The organism is Pseudomonas sp. SWRI22, from assembly GCF_014268395.2.
Classification (GTDB): domain Bacteria; phylum Pseudomonadota; class Gammaproteobacteria; order Pseudomonadales; family Pseudomonadaceae; genus Aquipseudomonas; species Aquipseudomonas paracarnis.
In genome coordinates this window covers 1-17138 of record NZ_JABWQK020000003.1, presented here as the reverse complement: position 1 = coordinate 17138, position 17138 = coordinate 1, and the positions used below count along the sequence as shown (strand labels likewise).

The 17138-nt window shown below is 59.6% G+C and carries 16 protein-coding genes and 1 pseudogene; 3 read left to right on the top strand and 14 right to left on the bottom strand.

The annotated features are described in order from the left end of the window. Positions 1 to 126 precede the first annotated feature (126 nt). Positions 127 to 768 (top strand): HD domain-containing protein, encoded by a 642-nt coding sequence (locus HU730_RS23000; RefSeq protein ID WP_186527848.1) that lies wholly within the window; start codon positions 127 to 129, stop codon positions 766 to 768. 8 nt (positions 769 to 776) lie between these two features. Here HU730_RS23000 and HU730_RS26845 read toward each other — a convergent pair. The 8 genes and pseudogenes from HU730_RS26845 to HU730_RS22965 all read right to left on the bottom strand — a co-directional run. Then, positions 777 to 896, bottom strand: a pseudogene (locus HU730_RS26845) (outer membrane lipoprotein carrier protein LolA); the annotation flags it as partial. After that, entirely contained in the window at positions 897 to 1781 is an 885-nt protein-coding gene (locus HU730_RS22995; RefSeq protein WP_003195236.1) for an ABC transporter permease subunit, read from the bottom strand. After that, positions 1778 to 2698: an ABC transporter permease subunit gene (locus tag HU730_RS22990; RefSeq protein WP_003195238.1), complete on the bottom strand. Its 921-nt coding sequence runs from the start codon at positions 2696 to 2698 to the stop codon at positions 1778 to 1780. The genes HU730_RS22995 and HU730_RS22990 overlap by 4 nt, the downstream gene beginning before the upstream one ends. Continuing rightward, positions 2695 to 3837 carry a polyamine ABC transporter ATP-binding protein gene (gene potA, locus HU730_RS22985; RefSeq protein ID WP_003195240.1) on the bottom strand — a complete coding sequence of 381 codons (1143 nt, stop codon included), beginning with the start codon at positions 3835 to 3837 and terminating at the stop codon, positions 2695 to 2697. The genes HU730_RS22990 and potA overlap by 4 nt, the downstream gene beginning before the upstream one ends. 66 nt (positions 3838 to 3903) lie before the next feature. Continuing rightward, on the bottom strand, positions 3904 to 4998 hold the full coding sequence (locus HU730_RS22980; RefSeq protein WP_034128995.1) for a polyamine ABC transporter substrate-binding protein: 1095 nt from the start codon (positions 4996 to 4998) through the stop codon (positions 3904 to 3906). Between the two features lie 241 nt (positions 4999 to 5239). After that, positions 5240 to 6334, bottom strand: a complete 1095-nt coding sequence (locus HU730_RS22975; protein WP_034129075.1) for a polyamine ABC transporter substrate-binding protein — start codon at positions 6332 to 6334, stop codon at positions 5240 to 5242. A 183-nt stretch (positions 6335 to 6517) separates the two neighbouring features. Continuing rightward, positions 6518 to 7882, bottom strand: a complete 1365-nt coding sequence (locus HU730_RS22970; RefSeq protein ID WP_127880376.1) for an aspartate aminotransferase family protein — start codon at positions 7880 to 7882, stop codon at positions 6518 to 6520. 57 nt (positions 7883 to 7939) lie between these two features. After that, on the bottom strand, positions 7940 to 9298 hold the full coding sequence (locus tag HU730_RS22965) for a glutamine synthetase family protein (RefSeq protein ID WP_003195249.1): 1359 nt from the start codon (positions 9296 to 9298) through the stop codon (positions 7940 to 7942). 597 nt (positions 9299 to 9895) lie between these two features. On the opposite strand from HU730_RS22965, the gene HU730_RS22960 reads away from it, so the two are divergent. After that, entirely contained in the window at positions 9896 to 11272 is a 1377-nt protein-coding gene (locus HU730_RS22960) for a glutamine synthetase family protein (RefSeq protein ID WP_003195252.1), read from the top strand. Positions 11273 to 11501: 229 nt separating this feature from the next. Then, the gene (locus HU730_RS22955; RefSeq protein WP_186527849.1) at positions 11502 to 12131 is read left to right on the top strand and encodes a TetR/AcrR family transcriptional regulator; all 630 of its coding nucleotides are present in this window, start codon (positions 11502 to 11504) and stop codon (positions 12129 to 12131) included. Between the two features lie 122 nt (positions 12132 to 12253). Here HU730_RS22955 and HU730_RS22950 read toward each other — a convergent pair whose 3' ends face one another. The 6 genes from HU730_RS22950 to ssuE form a co-directional block, all read right to left on the bottom strand. Continuing rightward, positions 12254 to 12469 carry a TOBE domain-containing protein gene (locus HU730_RS22950; protein ID WP_003176783.1) on the bottom strand — a complete coding sequence of 72 codons (216 nt, stop codon included), beginning with the start codon at positions 12467 to 12469 and terminating at the stop codon, positions 12254 to 12256. A gap of 19 nt (positions 12470 to 12488) precedes the next feature. Then, on the bottom strand, positions 12489 to 13295 hold the full coding sequence (gene ssuB / locus HU730_RS22945; RefSeq protein WP_032902254.1) for an aliphatic sulfonates ABC transporter ATP-binding protein: 807 nt from the start codon (positions 13293 to 13295) through the stop codon (positions 12489 to 12491). Next, positions 13292 to 14077, bottom strand: a complete 786-nt coding sequence (gene ssuC / locus HU730_RS22940) for an aliphatic sulfonate ABC transporter permease SsuC (RefSeq protein WP_003195258.1) — start codon at positions 14075 to 14077, stop codon at positions 13292 to 13294. The genes ssuB and ssuC overlap by 4 nt, the downstream gene beginning before the upstream one ends. A gap of 9 nt (positions 14078 to 14086) precedes the next feature. Next, complete coding sequence (gene ssuD, locus HU730_RS22935; protein ID WP_003195260.1) at positions 14087 to 15235, bottom strand: FMNH2-dependent alkanesulfonate monooxygenase; 1149 nt, start codon at positions 15233 to 15235, stop codon at positions 14087 to 14089. A 26-nt stretch (positions 15236 to 15261) separates the two neighbouring features. Beyond that, entirely contained in the window at positions 15262 to 16230 is a 969-nt protein-coding gene (locus HU730_RS22930) for a sulfonate ABC transporter substrate-binding protein (RefSeq protein ID WP_072445610.1), read from the bottom strand. A gap of 97 nt (positions 16231 to 16327) precedes the next feature. Continuing rightward, positions 16328 to 16921 carry an NADPH-dependent FMN reductase gene (gene ssuE, locus HU730_RS22925; RefSeq protein ID WP_014720392.1) on the bottom strand — a complete coding sequence of 198 codons (594 nt, stop codon included), beginning with the start codon at positions 16919 to 16921 and terminating at the stop codon, positions 16328 to 16330. Between the last annotated feature and the right edge of the window lie 217 nt (positions 16922 to 17138).

Genomic DNA, 17138 nt, shown 5'->3' with positions numbered 1-17138 from the left:
TCCCACAGGGGATCGCCTACATGCTTGGCACGATGTGGCGGCACATTGGCCGGGATCGCCTCCCTGTCGCAATAGCCGCTTCAGGGTCATGGGACCAGACTGAAGTCTTTCCAGAGGAGATCCACCATGAGCATCACCATAGCCGGTATTCAGATCCCTGATAGCGCCTTGGCCAGGGCCACCACCGAATACATCCGCGACGTCGAATCGGACCTGCTCTACCACCATTCGCGCCGCGTCTTCCTGTTCGGCGCCTTGAGCGGTGAGCGCAAGCAATTGGCCTACAACCCGGAGTTGCTCTACGTCGGCGCGATGTTCCATGACCTGGGCCTGGTGGAAGGCCACCGCAGTGACGACGAGCGCTTTGAAGTGGACGGCGCCAACGCCGCCGCCGCATTTCTCAAGCCCTATGGGTTGAGCGATGACGATATCGAACAAGTGTGGCTGTCCATCGCCCTGCACACCACGCCGGGTGTGCCGCAACACCTGCGCCCCACCGTAGCACTGGTAACCGCCGGGGTGGAAATGGACGTGTTGGGCATGGACTACGCCGCATTTTCCACGGTGCAGCGCGAAGCGGTGGTGCACGCGCATCCACGGGGTGAAGGGTTCAAGGAGTGCATTATCTGCGCGTTCGCCGACGGTTTGCGCCATCGCCCGCAGACCACGTTTGGAAATGTTAAGACCGACGTGCTGGTGGACCAGGAGCCGGGGTTCAAGCCGATGAATTTTGTGCAGGTGATCCGCACGTCGCCGTGGGCTGCATAGCTAAACCCCACTGTAGGAGCGAGCTTGCTCGCGAAAAACCTGAGAGCGCCGCTGGGTGTCAGGTACCCAGCGTCATCGTTAACGTTCTTCGCGAGCAAGCTCGCTCCTACAGTGGATCGCGTCGGCAGTCAGACCGGCGCTGGCGCCCGGCGCTTGTCCGGCTGTTGCCAGCCATCCGCCGCGGCTTCTTCAATCGCTTGCTGAATAGCCTTCTTGCGATGCTCTTCGGCCCGACGGCTGAAGAACCACACCAGGAAGGTCACCAGCGACACCGCCAACAGAATCAGGCTCGCCACGGCGTTGATCTCGGGTTTAACCCCCAGACGCACCGCCGAGAACACTTCCATCGGCAAGGTGGTGGAACCGGGGCCCGACACGAAGCTGGCCAGTACCAGATCGTCCAGCGATAGCGCGAACGACATCATGCCGCCCGCTGCCAGCGATGGCGCGATCATCGGGATGGTGATCAGGAAGAACACCTTCCACGGCCGCGCGCCCAGGTCCATCGCCGCTTCTTCGATCGACAGGTCCAGCTCACGCAAGCGCGCCGACACCACCACCGCCACATACGCCGCACAGAAGGTGGTGTGGGCGATCCAGATGGTGACGATGCCACGCTCCTGGGGCCAGCCGATCATCTGCGCCATGGCCACGAACAGCAGCAACAGCGACAGGCCGGTGATCACTTCCGGCATCACCAACGGCGCCGTCACCAGGCCACCGAACAGCGTGCGGCCCTTGAACTGGCTGATGCGCGTCAGCACGAAGGCCGCCAGGGTACCCAACGCTACAGCCGCCACCGCCGTGTAGCAGGCAATTTCCAGGGAGCGGGCCACCGAGCCCATCAACTGGGTGTTGTCCAACAGGCCCACGTACCACTTGATCGACCAACCGCCCCACACTGTCACCAGCTTGGATTCGTTGAACGAGTAGATCACCAGGATCAACATCGGCAGGTAGATGAACAACAAGCCTGCGACCAGCATGAAGCTGGAGAAACGAAAGCGCTTCATATCTTGCCCTCCAGCTCTTTGGCTTGGCTGCGGTTGAACAGGATGATCGGCACGATCAGGATCGCCAGCATCACCACCGCCAGGGCAGACGCCACCGGCCAGTCACGGTTGTTGAAGAACTCTTGCCACAACACCTTACCGATCATCAGGGTTTCCGGGCCGCCGAGCAGTTCAGGAATCACGAACTCGCCCACCACCGGGATAAACACCAGCATGCAACCGGCGATGATGCCGTTCTTGGACAGCGGCACGGTGATTTTCCAGAAGCTGTTGAAGGTGCTCGAACCGAGGTCCGAAGCGGCTTCCAGCAGACTCTGGTCGTGCTTCACCAGGTTGGCGTACAGGGGCAGGATCATGAACGGCAGGTACGAATAGACCACGCCGATGTACACCGCGATGTTGGTGTTGAGGATCTGCAGCGGCTCGTTGATCAAGCCCATGGACATCAGGAAGCCATTGAGCAGGCCGTTGTTGCTGAGGATGCCCATCCACGCATACACCCGGATCAGGATCGCGGTCCAGGTGGGCATCATGATCAGCAGCACCAGCACGGTCTGCATCTCTTTGCGCGCGGTGGCAATGGCGTAGGCCATCGGGTAGCCGATCAGCAGGCACAGCAGCGTGCTGAAAAACGCCATCTTCAGCGAGCCCAGGTAGGCGGCGATGTACAACTCGTCGCCCGCCAGCAAGCTGTAGTTGGCCAGGTTCAGCACCACCTCCAGCTTTTGCTCAACGTAGGTATAGATCTCGGTATAGGGCGGGATCGCCACATCGGCTTCGGCAAAGCTGATTTTCAGCACGATGAAAAACGGCAGTGCGAAAAACAGGAACAGCCAGAGGAAGGGAATCCCGATGACCACCTGCTTGCCATTGGGCACGATGCGATCCAAGCGCCGCTTGAATTTCTTCATGTTCATGAGCGAAGTACCACGCCGCTGTCGTCTTCCCACCACACGTACACCTGGTCACCCCAGGTTGGGCGCTGGCCACGGCGTTCGGCGTTGGCGACGAAAGACTGCACCAGCTTGCCGCTCGGCAGCTCCACGTAGAACACCGAGTGGCCTCCCAGGTAGGCGATGTCGTGCACCTTGCCGCTGGACCAGTTGTGTTCGCAGGTCGGCATTTCGGTGGTGACCAGCAGTTTTTCCGGGCGAATCGCGTAGGTCACCGACTTGTCTTCCACCGAGGTGGCGATGCCGTAGCCTACGTAGATGTCGCGGTCCAGGTCCGGGCACTTGAGCACCGCGTGGCCTTCGGCGTCGTCCACCACCTGGGTGTCGAAGATGTTGACGTTGCCGATGAACTCGCACACCAGGCGGCTGGTAGGGGTTTCGTAGATATCGATGGGGCTGCCGATCTGGGCGATCCAGCCCAGGTGCATGATCGCGATGCGTTCGGCCATGGTCATGGCTTCTTCCTGGTCGTGAGTCACCATCACGCAGGTCACCCCAACGCGCTCGATGATCTCCACCAACTCCAGTTGCATCTGCGAGCGCAGCTTCTTGTCCAGTGCGCCCATCGGCTCATCGAGCAGCAGCAGCTTCGGGCGCTTGGCCAAGGAGCGGGCCAAGGCCACACGCTGGCGCTGGCCGCCGGACAATTGGTGCGGCTTGCGCTTGGCGTACTGGCTCATCTGCACCAGCTTGAGCATCTCGGCCACGCGTGCGTCGACTTCAGCCTTGGGGATCTTGTCCTGTTGCAAGCCGAAGGCGATGTTCTGCGCCACGGTCATGTGCGGGAACAAAGCGTAGGACTGGAACATCATGTTGATCGGCCGCTCGTAGGGCGGCATGTCGGTGATGTCCACACCGTCGAGGTAGATGCGACCTTCGGTTGGGCGCTCGAAACCTGCAAGCATGCGCAGCAAGGTGGATTTGCCCGAACCCGAACCGCCGAGCAAGGCGAAGATCTCGCCTTTCTTGATTTCCAGGGACACATCGTCCACGGCAATCGTCTCGTCGAACTTCTTCGTGACCCGGTCGATTTTGACCAGCACCTTTTTCGGTGTCTGGTCGCCCTCGAGGGCTTTCTTATAGGCGCCGGAGGCAACTGCCATTTACGAAACTCCCAAAAAAAACTGTGCAGCCGGCCCAATGCGGGCCAGCCTTGGATAGTTTTAGCCTTACTTGCCCGTCTTGACCTTGGTCCAGCTACGGGTCATTAAACGCTGCACTTTCGGGGGTAGCTCAAAGTTGACGAATGTCCGCTCGAGAACCGCCTGCGGTGGGTAAACCGCTTCGTCGGTGCGTATCGATTGCTCCATCAGTTTGTCCGCCCCTGGGTTAGGGTTGGCGTAACCGACTTGATCGCTGACCTGAGCGATCACCTCAGGCTGCAGCAAATAGTTGATGAAGGCGTGAGCTTCCTTGACGTTGCTGGCATCCTTGGGAATCGCCAGCACGTCGAACCACAGGTTGCCGCCTTCTTTGGGAATCGTGTAGGCGATGTTCACGCCTTTGCCCGCCTCCGCCGCACGGGCCTTGGCCTGGAACACATCGCCGGAGAAACCGGCCGCCACGCAGATGTTGCCGTTGGCCAGGTCCGAGATGTATTTGGAGGAATGGAAGTAGGTCACGTAGGGCCGCACTTTCAGCAGTTTTTCCTCGGCTTTCTTGTAGTCGGCCGGGTTGGTGCTGTTGGGGTCCAGGCCCATATAGTTGAGTACCGCCGGTAGCATTTCATCGGCCGAGTCCATGAACGACACGCCGCAAGTGGCCAACTTCTTCATGTTTTCCGGTTCGAACAACACCGCCCAGGAGTCGATCTTGTCGACACCCAGCACTTCCTTGACCTTATCGACGTTGTAGCCAATGCCGTTGGTGCCCCACAGGTACGGCACCGCGTACTGGTTGCCCGGGTCGTTCTTTTCCAGGCGCTTGAGCAGCACCGGGTCGAGGTTGGCGTAGTTTGTCAGCAGTGACTTGTCGAGCTTCTGGAACGCTCCAGCCTTGATCTGCTTGCCCAGGAAATGGTTGGACGGCACCACGACGTCGTAGCCGGTACGCCCGGCGAGCAACTTGCCTTCCAGGGTTTCGTTGGAGTCAAACACGTCATACACAGGCTTGATGCCGCTGGCCTTTTCGAAGTTGGCCAGGGTGTCGGGGCCGATGTAGTCCGACCAGTTATAAATATGCACCGTCGGTGCGGCCTGTACGCTGGCAGCCAGCGTGATACCTGCACCCACCAGCATGGCTTTGCGAAATAAAGAAATTGGCAAGTGGAGGTCCTCTTGAATAGTTGGGGGCCTTGAAGTTGTTGCCCGGCAACAAAACCGGCGCGCAACTTACCGTCGATAAACCGATCCGGCAAAACTTTCTGTCATTTATTTTCTGTACGGCTGCCACTGTTTGTAGGAGCGAGCTTGCTCGCGAAGAACTCACAGGCATCGCGGGCTATCAGAGGCCCCGCGTTATCGTTGACGATTTTCGCGAGCGAGCTCGCTCCTACAGGTTTGTGCGTTATTTACCGGACTTGATCTTGGTCCAGCTACGGGTCATTTCACGCTGAGTTGCCGCCGGCATGTCGGCAATGGCGTAGAGCTTGGATTGCACTTCGGCCGACGGATAAATACCCGGGTCGCTGGTGATGTCTTTATCGACCAGGGCAGTGGCTTTCTCGTTACCGTTCGGGAAACGCACACTGTTGGTGATCGCGGCCATGACGTCTGGCTTGAGCAGGTAGTTCATGAATGCGTAGGCAGCCTCGACGTTTTCGGCATCCTTGGGAATGGCGACCATGTCGAAGAAGCTGCCAGCACCTTCCTTGGGAATGTCGTAGGCGATCTTGACCTTGCCACCGGCTTCAGCCGCGCGGGTTTTGGCCTGCTCGATGTCACCCGAGTAGCCCACAGCCACGCAGATGTTGCCGTTGGCCAGGTCGGAGATGTACTTGGAGGAGTGGAAGTAGCCGATCGAAGGACGGATTTTCATGAACAGGTCTTCGGCCTGTTTCAGATCAGCCTTCTTCGTAGTGTCGGTCGGCAGGCCCAGGTAATGCAGCGCTACCGGCAGCATTTCGGTTGGCGAATCGAGGAAGCTCACGCCGCAGCTTTTCAGCTTGGCGATGTTTTCCGGCTTCATCAGTACGTCCCAGGAGTCGATCTTGTCCACGCCCAGTGCGGCCTTGACCTTCTCCGGGTTGTAGCCGATGCCCATCGAGCCCCACATGTACGGGAAGGCGTGCTTGTTGTCCGGGTCGCTGACCGATACGGCCTTGAGCAGGGATTTGTTCAGGTTGTCGTAGTTGGACAGCTTGGACTTGTCCAGCTCCTGGTAGACACCGGCCTTGATCTGCTTGGCGAGGAAGCTGTTCGACGGCACAACGATGTCGTAGCCGGACTTGCCTGCCAGCAACTTGGCTTCCAGGGTTTCGTTGCTGTCAAAAACGTCGTACACCACTTTGATGCCCGACTCTTTTTCAAAGTTGGCGATGGTGTCCGGTGCAATGTAGTCGGACCAGTTGTAGACATGCAGCACTTTATTGTCTGCCTGGGCCGCGCCCGCCATTGCACCCATCAGGGACAAGGCGAGGAGGGTCTTGCCAGCGTTCTTCAAACCTAATGCCTTCATTTGGTGATGCTCCAATTTTTTCTTTTTTGGGCCACAAGCGTTGTATGTTTTACGGCCCAACCGAAGGGCAACAAAACAGGGCGACAGTCTGGCAAGTTCAAGGGCCGGCTTTCAACCAAAGCCCCTGCATTTTTAACTGCCCAGTGCACCGCGCACTGAGCCTAGCACTTAGCCCTGCAAGGCAGCCAAAGTCAGGTCCAGGCAATGGCGGGCCTTGGTTACCAGCTCGTCGATTTCAGCCTTGCTGATGACCAGTGGCGGCGAAATGATCATAGTGTCGCCCACGGCGCGCATGATCAGGCCATTTTCAAAGCAGAAGGTTCGGCAGATCATGCCCGCGCCTTTGCCTTCATGACGCTTGCGCGTCGCCTTGTCCTGCACCAGCTCGATCGCACCGAGCATACCGACGCCGCGGACTTCACCCACCAGCGGATGATCGCCCAGTTCCCTCAGACGCTTTTGCAAATACGGTGCCGTTTCGTCGTGCACACGGTTAACGATGTTTTCATCGCGCAGGATGCGGATGTTTTCCAGCGCCACGGCCGCGGCCACCGGGTGGCCGGAGTAGGTAAAGCCGTGGTTGAAATCGCCCCCTTCGTTGAGCACCTCCACCACTTCGTCACGCACGATCAGGCCGCCCATGGGCACGTAGCCCGAGGTCAGGCCCTTGGCGATGGTCATCATGTGCGGCTTGAGGTCGTAGAAATCGCTACCGAACCACTCACCGGTACGGCCGAAGCCGCAGATTACTTCGTCGGCGACAAACAGGATGTCGTACTTGGCGAGGATTTCCTTGATGCGCGGCCAGTACGTGGCAGGCGGCACGATCACGCCACCGGCACCCTGGATCGGCTCGGCAATAAAGGCGCCGACGTTGTCCACGCCCAGCTCCAGGATTTTCTCTTCCAACTGGTTGGCCGCCCACACACCGAACTCCTCGGGGCTCATGTCGCCGCCTTCGCCAAACCAGTACGGCTGCGCGATGTGGGTAATGCCCGGGATCGGCAAGTCGCCCTGCTCGTGCATATAGGTCATGCCGCCCAGGCTGGCGCCGGCCACGGTAGAGCCGTGGTAGCCATTCTTGCGGGCAATGATGGTTTTCTTGTTGGGCTGGCCCTTGATCGCCCAGTAGTGGCGGACCATGCGCAACATGGTGTCGTTGCCTTCGGAGCCAGAGCCGGTGAAGAACACGTGGTTCATGCCAGCCGGCGCGACATCGGAAATGACCTTGGCCAACTCCAATACCGGCGGGTGTGCGGTCTGGAAGAACAGGTTGTAGTACGGCAGTTCTTTCATCTGCTTGGCGGCGGCATCGGCCAGTTCATCGCGACCGTAACCGATCGCCACGCACCACAGGCCGGCCATACCGTCGAGGATCTTGTTGCCTTCGCTGTCCCACAGGTAAACGCCGTGGGCTTTGGTGATGATCCTTGGGCCTTTCTCTTTCAATTGCTTGAAGTCGCTGAACGGCGCCAGGTGGTGATCATTGCTCAAGGCTTGCCATTCACGGGTTTGCGGGTTGTTGCTGGACATACCAATCTCCTAGACTTTTCAGTGAAGGCGCGCCGTTTGAAGGGCGCGCCCGGCGCATCAGACGGCGAAGAGCAGGAATTCCCGCTCCCACGAACTGATCACGCGCTTGAAGTTTTCATGCTCGGCCCGCTTGACCGCGACGTAGCCTGTGATGAATTTTTGCCCCAGATATTTCTCGATGGTCTTGCTGTTTTCCATACGTTCCAGGGCGTCTTCGATGGTCAACGGCAGGCGCAGGTTGCGTCGCTCGTAACCACGGCCCACCACCGGCGCGCTCGGGTTATGGCCCTCGACCATGCCGATGTAGCCGCACAACAGGCTGGCGGCAATCGCCAGGTACGGGTTGGCGTCGGCGCCCGGCAGGCGGTTTTCCACGCGGCGATTCTGCGGGCCGGCATCCGGTACGCGCAGGCCGACGGTGCGGTTTTCTTCGCCCCATTCCACGTTCACCGGCGCCGAGGTGTCGGGCAGGAAGCGGCGGAACGAGTTCACGTTGGGGGCGAATAAAGGCAGCAATTCAGGGATGAATTTCTGCAGGCCGCCAATATGGTTGAGGAACAGTTGGCTCATGGTCCCGTCTTCATTGGAGAAGACGTTCTTGCCGGTGGCGATGTCGATAATGCTCTGGTGCAGGTGCATCGCGCTGCCGGGCTCGCCGGTCATGGGCTTGGCCATGAAGGTGGCGGCCACGTCGTGCTTGAGCGCGGCTTCACGCATGGTGCGCTTGAACACCAGGATCTGGTCGGCCAGGGACAGGGCGTCGCCATGACGGAAGTTGATTTCCATCTGCGCGGTGCCGTCCTCGTGGATCAGGGTGTCGAGGTCCAGTTCCTGCAGTTCGCACCAGTCGTAGACGTCTTCGAACAGCGGGTCGAATTCGTTGGCTGCTTCTATAGAGAAGGACTGGCGACCGGTTTCCGGGCGGCCGGAGCGGCCAATCGGCGGTTGCAGCGGGAAGTCCGGGTCTTCGCAGCGCTTGGTCAGGTAGAACTCCATCTCCGGCGCCACGATGGGCTGCCAGCCGCGGTCGGAGTAGAGTTTGAGGACTTTCTTGAGCACGTTGCGCGGCGACAGCTCGATCGGGTTGCCTTGCTTGTCGTAGGTGTCGTGGATCACCTGGGCGGTCGGCTCGATGGCCCAGGGCACCAGGAATACCGCGTTCTGGTCGGGGCGGCAGATCATGTCGATGTCGGCCGGGTCGAGCAATTCGTAATAGATGTCGTCTTCGACATAGTCGCCGGTCACGGTCTGCAACAGAACACTCTCGGGCAGGCGCATGCCTTTTTCGGCAATGAACTTGTTGGTCGGCGAGATCTTGCCCCGGGTAATACCGGTGAGGTCGCCAATCATGCATTCGACTTCTGTGATCTTGTGGTCTTTCAACCAATCGGTGAGCTGGTCGAGGTTGTTACTCATAAATGCCTCTGGGCTGGGTTTCCTGGCATCCATTAAAGGCCAGGCGTTGGTTGACGCAGCATCCGCGTCGTTTTTTCATTCAGGGTAGGAGCTTACCTGCCATTTGCCCATGGGTTGCATTCCTCAGGCCAAAGTTGTGCGCAATTATGATCGGCACGGCGGATGAGGGTCGCTCAGCGGCGTCGGAGATGGCAAAAAGGAGATCGGCCGGACCGTCAAGAATATTGGCCGGTGCCTGGGCATTCACGCGGGGCGAACGAACTGCGGACAACGCCTGGCTGGAGCAGGCAGAGACGCCGATTGGCGGCAGGTGAAACATGAAGCACCCCGGTATTATTGCTGTTATGGGTTTGAATCGAGCTTAGCCTTGTTCATTTTTTTACACAACACCCCCGTAAAAAATCCTACACGGCCCGCTCAAGCCTGCAGGTCCCAAGCCCCTCAAACCCAAAAAATCGCCCCAAAACCCCGCAAAAAAGGCTTTGTGGCGCTTTTTTAGGGCAAAAAATGCCTCGCTTGACTTCGGCAGGCCGTTCGGGTTGACTGAAACCAGAAAAGATCAATGATTGATATTTTTAACAACAAAGGTGTTGCATCATGTCGGTACCCCCGCGTGCCGTTCAGCTTAACGAAGCGAACGCGTTCCTTAAGGATCATCCTGAGGTTCTGTACGTAGACCTTCTAATTGCGGATATGAATGGTGTGGTGCGCGGTAAGCGCATCGAACGCACCAGCCTCCACAAGGTTTACGAGAAGGGCATTAACCTGCCTGCCTCTTTATTTGCCCTGGATATCAACGGCTCTACGGTGGAAAGCACCGGCCTGGGCCTGGACATCGGTGATGCTGACCGAATCTGTTATCCAATCCCCGACACCCTGTGCAATGAACCCTGGCAAAAGCGCCCCACCGCGCAACTGCTGATGACCATGCACGAACTTGAAGGTGAACCTTTCTTCGCCGATCCGCGCGAAGTGCTCCGCCAAGTTGTCACCAAGTTTGACGACCTCGGTCTGACCATCTGCGCCGCTTTCGAGCTTGAGTTCTACCTGATCGACCAGGAGAACGTGAACGGCCGCCCACAACCGCCCCGCTCGCCGATCTCCGGCAAACGCCCGCACTCGACACAGGTCTACCTGATCGACGACCTCGACGAATACGTCGACTGCCTCCAGGACATTCTGGAAGGTGCCAAGGAGCAAGGCATTCCGGCCGATGCCATCGTCAAGGAAAGTGCCCCGGCGCAGTTCGAAGTGAACCTGCACCACGTCGCCGACCCGATCAAGGCCTGCGACTACGCGGTACTGCTCAAGCGCCTGATCAAGAACATCGCCTACGACCATGAGATGGACACCACGTTCATGGCCAAGCCTTACCCAGGCCAGGCAGGCAACGGGCTGCACGTACACATTTCCATTCTGGACAAGGACGGCAAGAACATCTTTGCCAGCGAGGATCCCGAGCAGAACGCCGCATTGCGTCACGCGATCGGCGGTGTGCTGGAGACCCTACCCGCCCAAATGGCGTTCCTGTGCCCCAACGTCAACTCCTACCGTCGTTTCGGCGCACAGTTCTACGTGCCGAACTCGCCGTGCTGGGGCCTGGATAACCGCACCGTGGCGATTCGCGTACCCACCGGCTCGTCCGATGCCGTGCGTATCGAACACCGTGTGGCTGGCGCCGATGCCAACCCTTACCTGCTGATGGCCTCGGTATTGGCGGGCGTACACCACGGCCTGACCAACAAGATCGAGCCGAACGCTCCAGTGGAAGGCAACAGCTACGAGCAGAACGAGCAGAGCCTGCCGAACAACCTGCGCGATGCGCTGCGTGAGTTGGACGACAGCGAGGTGATGGCCAAGTACATCGATCCTAAATACATCGATATCTTCGTCGCCTGTAAGGAAAGTGAGTTGGAGGAGTTTGAACACTCCATCTCCGACCTTGAGTACAACTGGTACCTGCATACCGTGTAAGCGGTTGCTGCAATAAAAGAACGCCGCTGATTTTGGTCAGTGGCGTTTTTTTATGGGTTTCTACCGGTAGACCGAGTTGGCCTCTTCGCGAGCAAGCCCGCTCCCACAGGGGTCGGGTTTCAACTTTGGAATGCAGTTAAATGTGGGAGCGGGCTTGCTCGCGAAGGCGGCTTGGCAGACAACACAGATTCCTGCTCATACAATGCCTGCTGCCTTGTAGGAGACATCCATGACCACCCGCCCCGCCACTGTTCGCAAACCCCGCGCCCGCAGCCAGGCCCGGATCGACGCGATCCTCGACGCCGCCCGCACCTTGCTGGCCGCCGAAGGTGTGGCCAGTTTGTCGATCTACAGCGTGGCCGAACGAGCACAGATACCACCGTCATCGGTGTACCACTTTTTCGCCAGTGTGCCGGCGTTGCTGGAGGCGTTGACCGCTGACGTTCACGCAGCCTTTCGCGCCGCCATCCAGGCACCCATCGAGCATGAATCGCTCAAGCATTGGCGGGACCTGTCCTACATCGTTGAACAACGCATGCTCAGCATCTACAGCAACGATGCCGCGGCGCGCCAGTTGATCCTGGCTCAGCACGGGTTGACCGAAGTGACCCAGGCCGATCGCCAGCATGATCTGGAATTGGGCGACTTGATGCTGGCGGTGTTCAATCGCCACTTTGAAGTGCCAATGCTACCGAGCGATGTGGACGTGTTTGCCCTGGCATTGGAGTTGAGCGACCGCGTGTACGCGCGCTCGGTGCATCAGCATGGGCTGATTACGCCGCGCATGGCGGAGGAAGGGATGCGGGTGTTTGACGCGTATGTGGGGCTTTATTTGCCGGCCTATCTGCCCAAGCGCTGATCGTTCCCACGCTCTGCGTGGGAATACATCCCGTGGCGCTCTGCGTCACCTTTGGCACAGCGGGACGCGGAGCGCCCCAGGCGGCATTCCCACGCAGAGCGTGGGAACGATCAGTGGCGTTATCACAACTTGGCAATCGACACCTCAGTGGATTTCACAAAGGCAATCACTTCACTGCCGATCACCAGCTCCAACTCCTTGACCGAACGGGTGGTGATCACCGAGGTGACAATGCCGGACGCGGTCTGCACGTCAATTTCCGACAGCACGTCGCCAACCACGATTTCCTTGATGGTGCCTTTGAACTGGTTACGCACGTTGATGGCTTTAATAGTCATGGTGTTTTTCCTGTGTGAGTTATTGAGCCCAACGCAATTGCGTCGGCAGCGGTGAAACAGGTTCGGGTTCCGGTGGGGAACCGGGTAGCGACAGCACGCGGTTGAGCACTTCGGCTTCCAGCGCGGCCAGGCGGTGTGAGCCACGGGCCCGTGGGCGTGGCAGATCGATGTTCAGGTCGAGGCCGATTTCGCCGTTTTCAATCAGAATTACGCGGTCGGCAATCGCCACGGCTTCGCTGACGTCGTGGGTCACCAGCAACACCGTGAAACCGTGCTTGCGCCACAGGTTTTCGATCAGTTGCTGCATCTCGATGCGGGTCAGGGCATCCAATGCGCCCAGCGGCTCATCGAGCAGTAACAGGCGCGGCTGATGGATCAACGCCCGTGCGAGTGCCACGCGCTGTTTCTGGCCACCGGACAACGCCGCCGGCCATTCATTGGCGCGCTCGGCCAGGCCAACCGCTTCCAGCGCATCCAGCGCTTTGGGCCGCCAGTCGCCCTTGAGGCCCAGGCCGACGTTATCGATGATCTTTTTCCAGGGCAGCAAACGCGCTTCCTGGAACATCAACCGTGTATCTTCAATCGCTTCGTGCAGTGGCGCGGAGCCGGCCAGCAGCTCGCCGCCACTGGCTTTGTCCAGCCCCGCCAACAGGCGCAGCAAGGTACTTTTGCCGCAACCGCTGCGGCCGACCACAGCCACGAACTGCCCCGCAGGAATATGCAGGTCGATCTCTTTGAGCACTTCGCGGGTACCAAAGGCCTTGCGCAATTTGCGCACCGCCAGTGGGATACCCTTCAACAGACGCGGAGGTTGTTGGGCCGTCATGCTGCACCTCCTTTGACTTGATACGCCGGGTGCCAGCGCAGCCACACACGTTCCAGCCCACGGGCTGCCAGGTCGGCCAGTTTGCCGAGGATGGCGTACATGACGATGGCCAGTACCACCACGTCGGTTTGCAGGAATTCACGGGCATTCATCGCGAGGTAACCGATGCCGGAACTTGCCGAAATGGTTTCCGCCACGATCAGCGTCAGCCACATGAAGCCCAGGGCGAAGCGCACCCCCACCAGGATCGACGGCAGCGCGCCCGGCAGAATCACTTGCCAGAACAGGCTGAAACCGGACAAGCCATAGCTGCGCGACATTTCCACCAGTGCCGGGTCGACATTGCGGATGCCGTGGTAAGTGTTCAGGTAGATCGGGAACAAGGTACCCAGGGCCACCAGGAAAATTTTCGCGGTCTCATCAATGCCGAACCACAGGATCACCAGCGGAATCAGCGCCAGGTGCGGCACGTTGCGGATCATCTGCACGGAGCTGTCGAGCAAGCGCTCGCCCCACTTCGACAAGCCGGTGATAAAGCCCAGGGCCAGACCGATGCTGCCTCCGATCACAAAGCCCAGGCCGGCGCGCCAGCCGCTGATGGCCAGGTGCGTCCAGATTTCGCCGCTGACCACCAGGTTCACCCCGGCTTCGATCACTGCACTCGGCGCTGGCAGAATGCGCGTCGACAACCAACCCGCCGACACCGACAACTGCCACACCGCCAGCAATAAGATCGGCAGCACCCAGGGCGCCACGCGATGGCTGATTTTTTCTAAGTCCATAACGGCGCCTCAGCTCTGTGACGCAGCTTTGGGAAGGATGTCGTTGGCCACCATCTCGCCAAACGGACTGACGTAGCCGGCGCTTTTTGGCAGCTCGGGACGTTCGATATCCAGGTGCGGGAACAACAGCTCGGCGACCCGATACGACTCTTCCAGGTGTGGATAACCGGAGAAGATAAAGGTATCGATACCCAGGTCCGCGTACTCCTTGACCCGCGCCGCAACCGTTGGGCCATCGCCCACCAGCGCCGTTCCTGCGCCGCCACGTACCAGGCCGACGCCGGCCCACAGGTTGGGGCTGACTTCCAGGTTGTCACGGCTACCGCCGTGCAAGGCTGCCATGCGTTGCTGGCCCACCGAATCGAAGCGCGCCAAGGACGCCTGGGCGCGGGCGATGGTCTCGTCGTCCAGGTGGGAGATCAGTTTGTCGGCGGCTTTCCAGGCTTCGTCGTTGGTTTCGCGCACGATCACATGCAAGCGAATGCCAAAGCGCACCGTGCGTCCCAGTTTTGCAGCCTTGGCGCGTACCTGCGCGATCTTTTCCGCAACGGCTGCCGGCGGTTCGCCCCAGGTCAGCACCATCTCGACCTGTTCGGCCGCCAGGTCCTGGGCGGCTTCGGAGGAACCCCCGAAATACAGCGGCGGGCGTGGTTGTTGAATCGGTGGGTAGAGCAATTTTGCGCCTTTGACGCTGATGTGCTCGCCGTCGTAGTCCACGGTCTCGCCTTCCAGCACACGGCGCCAGATGCGGGTGAATTCCACCGACGCCTGGTAGCGCTCTTCATGGCTCAAGAACAATCCGTCGCCAGCCAGTTCTTCCGGATCGCCACCGGTGACCAGGTTGAACAGCGCACGGCCACCAGACAGGCGATCCAGGGTCGCGGCCTGACGCGCGGCCACGGTCGGGGAGATGATCCCAGGGCGCAGGGCAACCAGGAATTTCAAGCGCTGGGTCACGGGGATCAGCGAGGCGGCCACCAACCACGAGTCTTCGCAAGAGCGACCCGTAGGGATCAACACCCCGCCGAAACCCAGGCGGTCAGCAGCCTGGGCCACTTGTTGCAAGTAACCGTGGTCGACAGCGCGGGCGCCTTCGGCGGTGCCAAGGTAATGACCGTCGCCGTGGGTGGGCAGGAACCAGAAAATATTGAGGCTCATGGAGTTGTCTCCTGAATGAAATCGGATTACGGCGCTTTGGCAACCGCGGCGGGTGGCGTCCAGATCACGTCCTTGATGCTCAAGGGCTTGGGGATCAATTTGAGTTGGTAGAAGGTGTCTGCGATTTTCTGCTGGGCGGCGACCACTTCCGGGGTCAGGAACAGCGCGCCGTAGCCCTGGCGTTTCACCGATGTGAGGGTGATATCTGCCGGCAGGCCGAGCAGTGGGGCGACCTGCTCAGTCACTTCCTGCGGGTTGGCCTTGGACCATTCGCCTACCGCACGCACCTCTTCCACCAACGCCTTGATCACTTGCGGGTGCTGTTCGGCATAGGGTTTGGTGGCCAGGTAAAACTGATGGTTGTCGGCAATCCCGGTGCCGTCTCGCAGGGTGCGCGCTTGTAGTTGCTTCTCGGCGGCGGCCTGGTACGGGTCCCAGATCACCCAGGCGTCCACGCTGCCACGCTCGAACGCAGCACGGGCATCGGCGGGGGGCAGGAACACGGTCTTTACGTCGGTGTAGTTGAGGCCGGCATCTTCCAGGGCACGCACTAGCAGGTAGTGCACGTTGGAGCCTTTGTTGAGCACGACCTTTTTACCCTTGAGCTCGGCAACCGATTTGATCGGCGAGTCCTTGGGCACCAGGATCGCTTCGCTGGTAGGCGCGGGTGGTTCGTAGGCGACGTAGAGCAAATCGGCGCCGGCCGCCTGGGCGAACACCGGTGGGGTTTCGCCGGTAACGCCGAAGTCGATGGAGCCAACGTTCAGGCCCTCGAGCAATTGCGGGCCACCGGGAAACTCGGTCCACTGCACCTGCACGCCTTGGTCGGCCAGGCGTTTTTCCAGGGTGCCCTTGGCCTTGAGCAGCACCAGGGTGCCGTACTTCTGATAACCGATCCGCAAGGTCTCGGCGGCTTGGGCTTGAACGATGGCGCCGAGGGACACAGCCGCAGCAAAGAGTGCGACCAGACCACGACGCAAGATGACAGTGCGCATGGCGCTCTCTCCAACTGTGCGATTAGGGTTTTGGCTGCACCTGCTTGGCCGTTTTCGGCTGAGTAAGGTGAGTGTTTCCAGCTTTTCGGGGTGAGGCTCAGATGCTCCAGCGAGCACTCAACAAACGTTCATTCAATACGTCAGGGTCCAGCGGTTTTGGCCGGCGCGCCATGGCGCTGTAGAGCTGCTCCAGGGCTTCGTGCAGACGCTGTTCGAGTACCGGCACCAGTTGCGCCTGCACGCTGCCTTCGCCATAGGCGATCTGGCTGTCTTCGGCAAAAATACCGTGGAGCAATTCCTGGGCCTTGAGGGCCGACAGCACCGGCTTCAGGGCGTAGTCCACCGCCAGCATGTGGGCGATGCTGCCGCCGGTCGCCATCGGCAGCACCACCTTATGGGCCAACGCACGCTCCGGCAGCAGGTCCAGTACGGTCTTCAACGCCCCGGAAAACGACGCCTTGTACACCGGCGTGGCAATCACAAGGCCGTCGGCATTGGCGACTTGTTGCAGCAGGTCGATGACCTTGGGGCTGTCGAAGCGTGCATGCAGCAAGTCTTCAGCCGGGAAGTCCCGTACCTGGTAACTCACCACTTCCACGCCCTGCTGTTGCAGCCACTGACGGGTTTTATCCAGCAAGACCCCAGAGCGGGACCGCTGGCTGGGACTGCCTCCAAGTGTTACGACCAGCATGCAGGAGATTCCTTGAGCAAGTGTCGGCGGTTCGCTGTACGGCGATGGCGCCAAGATGGGATAGACCTTATCAGCAGATTTATATATCTATAAATCTTATTTATTCATTTATTTATTCCATAAAAACATAAGCGATTGATCAATCCCCAGGCGAAAAAAAAGGCCGTGGAAACGGCCTGAAAACCCCTGCTGTGAGTCAGTGCTTTTTGGTAGGAGC